Source organism: Vibrio sp. 10N.261.46.A3, assembly GCF_041472995.1.
Taxonomy (GTDB): Bacteria; Pseudomonadota; Gammaproteobacteria; order Enterobacterales; family Vibrionaceae; genus Vibrio; species Vibrio coralliirubri.
This window is the reverse complement of sequence record NZ_JBFRRH010000004.1, coordinates 108,254-116,754: the sequence shown is the minus strand read 5'-3', so window position 1 is coordinate 116,754 and position 8,501 is coordinate 108,254. Positions and strand designations below refer to the sequence as shown.

Below are 8,501 nucleotides of genomic sequence, written 5' to 3'. Positions count from 1 at the left end.
ACTGGCTACTGAAATCCGCGAGATACGAAACTTGTAGATTGTCGGTTTAAGAGCCATTGAGAGGGTGTCTTAGGTAGAAATAGTGAAGGGGAATATTACCTTAAATCTCTGAATAGCGGGTAAAAAAATAGCCAGCAGAGGCTGGCTATTTTTAGAAAGCTTTAAAATACTAGATTAAAGTACTTTGATGCTGTCAGCTTGTGGGCCTTTTTGACCTTGAGATACTACGAACTCAACTTTTTGGCCTTCAGCAAGAGTTTTGAAACCGTCGCCAGTGATAGCAGAGAAGTGTGCGAATACGTCTGGACCGTTTTCTTGTTGAATGAAGCCGAAGCCTTTAGTTTCGTTGAACCATTTTACTGTACCAGTAACTGTGTTAGACATGATGATATCCTAAAATTAAATTTTTATTTTGAGCCAATTGTGGCACTGATAGCGCGGAAAAGTTTATTGCTATTGCGTACAACACAACGGGGTTACTAGTAATCCAACGAAATGTTTATATACAAAGAACTTTCTTTCTAGCCGGGAACGAGTCTAAATCAAATCAGGGGATAGTCAATCGAATACATAGGGAAAGGTTGCAGAAACTTGGGGGTAGTCAAACTTTGCATTCCTTAAATATCATGGAGTTACAGTTGTATGGTGATTTGTTGTAGTTTTTGTGAAAAAGGTGGTCGAAATTGATGACGAATTTGGAGTAAATGCACTGTTTTAGCGCATTCATTTTTGCAAATTTGAAGCCGCTAACTGGGCGTTGAGCCCACTTTTAACGGCTTATATTTATAAATGTCGTTTTAGGTGAAATGCTTTTATTTGAACAAAGTCTAGACTACTTTTTCAAGCGGTATAAGTTGCCATTATCGGTGCTGAAGAAGATGTCGCCGTTTGGTGAAGTTTCGATGTCTCTTATTCTTTCGCCCAAGTCCTCTAAAATGCGTTCTTCCTCGATTGCCTCACCTTGTTCATTGACTGTCACAATATTGATGTGAGTAAGTTTTAGTGCGCCAGCCAGCAGTTTGCCTTTCAGCTCTGGGTATTTGTCACTTTGATAAACAATCAAGCTGCCCGGAGCGATTGAAGGGACATAGACTTTTTTAGGCGCTTCAATACCATCTTTGGTTTCAGATTCGCCAACGCTGATAGGGCCCCAATACTCTTTTCCGTGTGAGGTGACTGGCCACCCATAGTTGGCACCTGCTTTTATTAGGTTAATTTCATCACCACCGCGAGGACCGTGTTCAATCGACCAAAGCTTTTGAGTCGGGGAATCGTAATAAAGACCTTGTGGATTGCGATGGCCAAAGCTCCAAATCTCATTGAGCACCTTATTGTTATCCGTGAATGGGTTATCGCTTGGTGTGCTTCCATCGGCATTCAATCGTAATATTGATCCGGCGTGAGTCATGGTGTCTTGGCCGTTGTCTCGATCACCACGGTCGCCGATTGAAAAATACAGGTGGCTATCATCAAAGGTGATACGGCTACCAAAGTGACGTCCGGTGTCCGTTCTGGATTTAGATACAAACACGTCTGTCCAATTGGTGACTTCATTATTGTGGTAATTAGCAGAAGCCAGTGTTGTTACACCTTCACCATCGACGTCTTTACTGTAAGTGACGTAGAACTTTTCGTTTTCAAAAGGGGAGAGTGCAATATCCAATAATCCACCTTGGCCTTTCGCCCATACATTGGGTAGCCTGAACAGTGTGTTTTGATCGCCTGTTTTTAAATCGACATGTTTAATGACGCCTGATTTTTCTGTGACTAGCATCGACTTATCGTTGACGTAAGCTAAGCCCCAAGGGATAACGAGTCCGTCGGTGATCTTCTCTGCCTGCCACGCAAAGGCTGACGTTACAGGACCTGAGGCAAACAGCGCCAAAGCACATGAAAAAATACGGTGATGAGTGTTCATTGAAGTCCCTTGATTATGAGCATCTAGTGTTAGTCTAGCGCTTGTGGCCGATAGGCGGAAAGCCGAGGTTGCTGAAAAGTGACTATTCACATATTTAGTTGAACGACTATTGTATGATTATACAAGCTCACGTATGTTTACTGTGCCTTTCTCTATTTGATCCCGTCGGAGCATTATGAACAACTCGTCAGCAGCATTTTCGCTATTTTCTCAGTTTTTATGTTGTGAGTTAGATACGCACGATTTTTCTTCAAATGGACGTATTAAACGATGAGTCGTGGATTTGATTTTAAATCGATCTTACTTGCTTGTTTGGTCATCAGTATCGGCCAGCTCAGTATGGGCTTGGTGTTTCCTTCTTTACCTTGGATCGCAAAAGATTTTAATGTCTCGCTAGAGCAAGCTCAGCTTTTGGTGAGTGTGTATTTATTAGGCTTTGGCCCTTCCCAGTTTATTTATGGCCCTATTTCCGATGCTCTTGGCCGTAAGAAGGTACTGCTAAGCGGTTTGTTGATTGCGATGCTGGGCCTCTTGATGATCATCTTCTTCAGCCACTCATTTACCAGTATGGTGATGGGGCGATTCCTGCAAGGTTTAGGAACCGGTTGTTGCGCTGTACTTGCCCGTGCGTCTACGCGAGACAGATTCAGTGGGGCAGATTTGCCGCTCGCGATGTCTTACATTGCTATGGTTGCGTCTATAACACCTTTGATCGCGCCGGTTATCGGTGGATTCATTAACTTCCACTTCGGTTGGAGCATGGTGTTCATCTCACTACTTGGCTATGTCTCTTTAGCTTGGGTGGTATTGGCGTTCAAATTTAAGGAAACCGTGACTCAGGTTTCGGCGATCCCTTCGCCGAAGAAAATGGTTTCTCAATATAAAGAGTTACTCACTTCTCGTTATTTTATGAGCTTTGCGAGTATCGGTTGGCTTAACTTTAGCTTGATGATCACCACCGTATCAGTGATGCCGTTTATCATGCAAAACCAGATTGGTATGACGTCAGATGAATACGCGATGTGGGCGGTGATTCCTGCATTAGGTATGCTTGGTGGAACAAGCTTATGTAACCGCATTCGCCCTATGCTGGGTAACAAGAAAACTCTGTTATGCACACCTGTATTACACGTTGCTGCGGCCTTGTGGCTTTTCTTCTGTCCACTCGAACCTTTGTATCTCATGCTTGGCCAGTTCTTGATGATCCTTGGTAATGGTATTGCGTTACCTTGCGCTCAGGCGTTAGTGATGTTGCCTTATAAGAAGAACGCTGGCGCGGCTGCTGCGATGTCTGGTGGCGGGCAGATGGTGGTGTCTTCAATGGTGAGTATGGGGCTGGTTCAGTTAGGGCTAGGGGAAGCGTGGCATTTATCGCTCGTCATCATGCTGTTCACATTGATTACCCTGTTTAACATTTTGCGCGGTTTCAGTAGCCAAGAAGCGAGAGAGTCTCAGCTCAGTTAGTTGTTTAGTTAGTTAGCTAGCTGCCTGGCTAGTGGAAACGAAAAGGCCATTGAAATGATGAATTTCAATGGCCTTTTTATGCTTAGAGCTTAGAGCTTAGAGCTTAGAGCTTAGACTTAAATATCCGAACTATTCACAGACAACGGCGACCTTTTCGCTTGCTGCTGTCTTAGCGGGAACTGGATGATCGATCAGTCGGATAGGGGACTCATACAAAGCCGATAGTGCTTGTTCATCAAGTAACTTATCCGCGCTGCCTTCAAACGCAATCTGACCTTTTTTGAGCGCGACAATATGCGTGGCGTAACGCAGCGCTAGGTTCAGATCGTGCAAAATAACGATTACCCCTACATCTTCCTTTTTGTTCAGTTCAGACAGTAAGCCCATTAGCTGAAACTGATGATGTACATCCAATGCAGAAGTCGGTTCATCAAGGATCAATACCGGTGACTGTTGAGCCAGCAACATAGAGACCCACGCGCGTTGACGTTCACCACCAGATAAGTCATCCGCTAATGCTTGTGAGAATTCAGTAACACCAGTTCTTTCCATTGCCTGAAGGATGATCGACTTATCTTCTGAATTCCAACGACCTAACGCGCCTCGCCAAGGAAAACGCCCTAAACGAACCAGTTCTTCCACCGTTAAGCCAGCAGAAGCAGGGAGCTTTTGTGGTAAATACGCAATCTTCTTGGCTAAGTCTTTACTTTTTAGTGAAGAAAGAAAAGTGCCGCCCAGTTCAACGCTGCCATGATCCGGTGACATCTGCCCTGATAGCAAATTAACGAGTGTAGATTTACCTGAACCATTATGGCCAAGAACGACGGTGAGTTCATTGGTCGGAATCGTAAGGTCTTCAATTGAGAGAATGGTTCGTTCATCACGAACAATTTTGATGTTTGAAAGCTGAAACATGTCAGTCCTGTGTCTAGACCAATAAAGCAACTCAATGAAATAAAACGAGCTTTATTGGCCTTTAAAAATAGAGGGTGTTATTTAGCTGCTTTTTTGTTGTCGGGGTGTCTTGGACAATCGTCGCAATACTTCCCTGATTCGCATTTGTAAACTAAGCAGCAACTGACTCTGATTAGCTTTAGCATGCCTGAGTTTGCATCAACCTTCAGGCTGTCCAAATGACTTTCCGACAATTGGCATGCCGCTAACCAAAGCTTAGCTTGTTCAGTGATATAGTCATTGGTCAGGCTTGGTTCGTGCTGCTGAAGCTTTATCAAACTGCCTAACAGTAGGTCAGCTAATAAATGATTGGTAAACCCAGGCCGAATACGTGTCCACTCACTGATTTGGCTGCGATAAAACTCGGTCAGCGCAAGAATAGCTTCGCCCGCCTGTGGAATCAGTTCTTCTGGTGAACCGTGTTGATGATCACCATTAAAGAAACGGTAGCCTGTGACAAACTCTTTATATCTAAACTGACCGATGTTCTTAATATCCGGCAGTGAGTGAAGGCCATAAATGGAAATGAAGGTCACATAGATGGGTTGCCAGCATACTAGATCCCACGTTCGGGTTAACCAATAGGCTTTGCCCGCTTCAGGGTGGTTTTGTGCGAGGCCATCGTAAACGCGTTTGATCTCTTTATGGCTATCGTCATTCGTTATTGCAATGCTCTTACTGTGCAGAGCACCAAAGCTTCCGCTTAAATAAGGGGTAACTTGCTTTGAGTAAGCGAAAATTTTCTGATGTAGAGACGGAGCTCTCCTACGAGTGACAATATTGTGGAGCTGGGAAAGCATCTTAAACCATTAAATGAGAATCAGTTGCGTTATCATAGCGAACCTAATTAAGGATAACCATACAAAATGGAGCATCTACGTTGGGCTTTTGCTGTTTTGGTTAATTTATGAATTGTACGCGGCTTAGCCTTTTTTAAGTGATCAAAGCCTTTTTAAATGATAAAAGTATTGCTGAAACCAATATGTTTTAGATCGTGTTGAGCTTTATTCAACCCCGAAAGGTCAACACGCCTTAGCCACCACCGAGAATATGAAAGCTTGAATATGAACACACCTGCATTTGACCGTATCAGCCGCGTTTTGGCTTATATCCATGCGAACCTTAGTTCTGCACTATCTCTAGAAGATATTGCTAAGCAAAGCTGTTGGTCTCGCTGGCAACTGCAAAGAGTGTTTCAAGCTGAAACTGGGCTTACTGTGGCTAACTATGTGAGAGAGCTAAAACTGAGTCAGGCTGCAGAAGAGCTACTTGATGGAAAAGAGCGTGTCATTGATGTTGCACTCGGGCTTGGGTTCAACTCAGAAATTAGTTTTAGTCGTTCCTTTAAGCAGATGTTTGGGGCAAGCCCAAGCCAATATAGAAAAGCGGGTAAAAGAGTAGGGCTAAGGAAGCCGATACAAGTATCTGAAACCGTCAGTGCAGAAGAGAAAGGCGCTCTGAGTTTTGTTGAAGTTCGCATCGACGAAAAAGAGTCGTTTCTTGTTAAAGGCATGACGTCAGAAATCAGCGGCTTGTTTTCACTGACCCAAGATTTTGCACAAAAAGTCCCTCAGTTATGGTCACGCTTGGAAAGTGAGGTGAGTTTGCCCGATGACAACGCACTGCAGTTTATTGGTGTTGTCGATCTCACTCAGTCATGCTTCGACGGGACTAACATTCATTATTGGGCAGGGGTCGAGCTTCATGACGAAGTTTCAATTCCGCAACTACCGAGTCTAATTTCTGAAAAGTTAGAAGTGCTGACCATCCCCAAGCAAACCTATGCCGTGGTGAAGCACTGTGGGCCTATCGAGAATCTGCGACATACCTTGAGTTGGTTTGTGCTGAATTGGATGCCAAGTTCCGGCTATCGTGGTCTTGATGGTTATGAGCTTGAAGTGTACCCATTTGGCTATCAAGCTCATGCCGCTAGTGCAGAAATGGAGTACTGGATCCCTATTATTAAATCGTAGTCATATCCTCGTCATTCCCTCCCAAGCAAAGCCCTCTTGTTGATAGGGTTAATTGTATTTTTAATCATCAATTGACCTAATTTCGTTATAAATAGGTCAAGTTCTTTTTGAACTTGCACCAAATTGTTAATTATCCCATTCATAGATACATACAATGCAAATGAGATTTATTATTATTTATATTAAGCATTGGTACCGAGGGAATTATGACCACTCACACTCGTTTTAAGTATTCATCATTGGCAGTCGCTTTGTTGACTGCGTTCTCAGCGCAAGCGTTAGCGGAAGAAACCGTTACTGCGGCAGAATCGAATGTAGAAACTGTCACAATCATGGGCAAAGCGTATCGTAATACAGCAACGAAATCGGCACTTGAGCCAGAAGAAACGCCTCAAGGTATTACGGTCATTGATGAAGAACAGTTAGAGCAACGAGGTGTTCAATCTTTGAATCAAGCCCTTCGTTATGCACCGGGTGTTGTAACTGAAAACCGTGGTAGCTCGGTAGCAATGTTTGATTCTTACTCTATCCGTGGTTTTGCTACCAACAACGTTAACTACTACGATGGTCTCTCACTTCAATTCTTGAATGGTTGGAACCTACAACCGCAGATTGATCCGATCGCAATGCAGCAAGTCGAGATCTTCAAAGGGCCTACCTCTGTGCTTTATGGCGCAATGCCACCGGGTGGTATGGTGAACATGATTGCCAAAGCTCCGCAAACGGAATCGTCGACTAAAGTTGGTGTGGCAACTGGCTCTCGCAATCTACAAGAAGCGTCTATTGATACCACAGGTCAGTTTGGTGACAGTGATTTTTCTTACCGTTTGATCGCACTTGCTCGCAAGCAAGACAGTCAAGTTGATAATGCAGAAGAAGAGCGTTACTTAATTGCTCCTTCTGTCGATTGGCAAGCAACCGACAACACATTAATCAACTTCAATCTGTACTACCAGAATGATCCTTCAATGGGCATCAACTCGGCAATGCCACTCGATGTGCTGAAAGCAAGCGATCCGTCTGTTTCTATGGGTGATAAGAACTGGAGTAAATTCGAACGTGAAGTGTTGATGGTTGGCTATAAGATTAACCATGACTTCAATAACAATTGGACGTTCTTACAGAATGCTCGCTATACCGACGCATCTCTATATCAAGAGAACACTTACCATGTGAGTTACGATCCAAGTACGCCGAACCAGCTAGACCGTTACTTGTACTCTACTGATGAGAGCTTTAAAGGTTTTGTTATTGATAACCAGTTGAGCGGTATCGTTAATGTTGGTTCAGTAGAGCATAACTTATTGCTTGGTTTAGATTACCAAGACCTAGATGGCAATGTTAACTACTCGTCGTACAGTGCGAATGGTAGTGGTTTCAATAGCTTTGATCCATTGAACCCGAACAATGATCTACTAGACCGTAGTGATGTGACTAAGACGGGTGAATATCTAGATGACACGACGTCAAGTCAGCTAGGTTTCTACGTTCAAGATCAAGTTCGTTTAGATGCATTAGTATTGATTGCTGGTGCGCGATTTGATCACTACAAATCTGAGAGTGATTACTACGCCCATGAATCCGATCATAAACAATTTACTTACCGTTTAGGTGGTTTGTATCAGTTTGATAATGGATTAGCGCCATTCGCAAGTTACGCGACGAGCTTCGAGCCAGCTCCGGGTGTTGATAAAGCGGGTAATGAGTTTGATCCGGAAAACGCACAACAAGCAGAGATTGGTGTGAAATACCTGTCTGACGATATGTCGAAAGAAGCAACGGTTTCTCTATTCCATATTGTTAAGCAAGACATGTTGATGACAGACCCGACAAACGTTTATGGTCCAAGGATCCAAGTGGGTGAAGTTGTATCGCAAGGTGCAGAGCTATCTGGACGTTGGTTTGCGACAGAAAACTTCGATATTGCGGCTTCATACACGTATGTTGATATGGAAATTACCGAAGACTCTAGCAACGGTTTAGAAGGTACGACACCAATCTATGTGCCTGAACACACAGCTAACATGTGGGCTAACTACAACGTATTTAACGGCATGCTAGCAGGCTCTCGATTCAGTGCAGGTGCTCGTTACGTTGGCGAAATGCAAATGGACGCAAGCAATACTCAGGGTAAAGTTCCTTCTTACACAGTTGTTGATTTATCGGTGGGTTATGATTTGGGTGCAGCAAGC

At 43.8% G+C, this 8,501-nt stretch carries 7 protein-coding genes; 3 read left to right on the top strand and 4 right to left on the bottom strand.

The features are described 5' to 3' along the window. Window positions 1-174 precede the first annotated feature (174 nt). Together AB4484_RS01795 and AB4484_RS01790 are read right to left on the bottom strand one after the other, a co-directional pair. Complete coding sequence (locus AB4484_RS01795; protein WP_010430417.1) at window positions 175-384, bottom strand: cold-shock protein; 210 nt, start codon at window positions 382-384, stop codon at window positions 175-177. 448 nt (window positions 385-832) lie between these two features. Then, window positions 833-1,918 (bottom strand): PQQ-dependent sugar dehydrogenase, encoded by a 1,086-nt coding sequence (locus AB4484_RS01790; RefSeq protein ID WP_050620739.1) that lies wholly within the window; start codon window positions 1,916-1,918, stop codon window positions 833-835. A gap of 270 nt (window positions 1,919-2,188) precedes the next feature. On the opposite strand from AB4484_RS01790, the gene AB4484_RS01785 reads away from it, so the two are divergent. Next, window positions 2,189-3,382, top strand: coding sequence for a multidrug effflux MFS transporter (locus AB4484_RS01785; RefSeq protein ID WP_050620738.1), 1,194 nt, complete (start codon window positions 2,189-2,191; stop codon window positions 3,380-3,382). 129 nt (window positions 3,383-3,511) lie between these two features. On the opposite strand, the gene AB4484_RS01780 is transcribed toward AB4484_RS01785, so the two are convergent. Together AB4484_RS01780 and AB4484_RS01775 are read right to left on the bottom strand one after the other, a co-directional pair. Continuing rightward, the gene (locus AB4484_RS01780) at window positions 3,512-4,297 is read right to left on the bottom strand and encodes an ABC transporter ATP-binding protein (protein WP_372076175.1); all 786 of its coding nucleotides are present in this window, start codon (window positions 4,295-4,297) and stop codon (window positions 3,512-3,514) included. 77 nt (window positions 4,298-4,374) lie between these two features. After that, entirely contained in the window at window positions 4,375-5,136 is a 762-nt protein-coding gene (locus AB4484_RS01775) for a siderophore ferric iron reductase (RefSeq protein ID WP_372076173.1), read from the bottom strand. Window positions 5,137-5,400: 264 nt separating this feature from the next. On the opposite strand from AB4484_RS01775, the gene AB4484_RS01770 reads away from it, so the two are divergent. Together AB4484_RS01770 and AB4484_RS01765 are read left to right on the top strand one after the other, a co-directional pair. Further along, window positions 5,401-6,309, top strand: a complete 909-nt coding sequence (locus tag AB4484_RS01770; protein ID WP_372076171.1) for a helix-turn-helix domain-containing protein — start codon at window positions 5,401-5,403, stop codon at window positions 6,307-6,309. Between the two features lie 206 nt (window positions 6,310-6,515). Then, window positions 6,516-8,501, top strand: a 1,986-nt coding sequence (locus AB4484_RS01765; protein WP_372076169.1) for a TonB-dependent siderophore receptor, incomplete at its 3' end; no start/stop codon positions are given.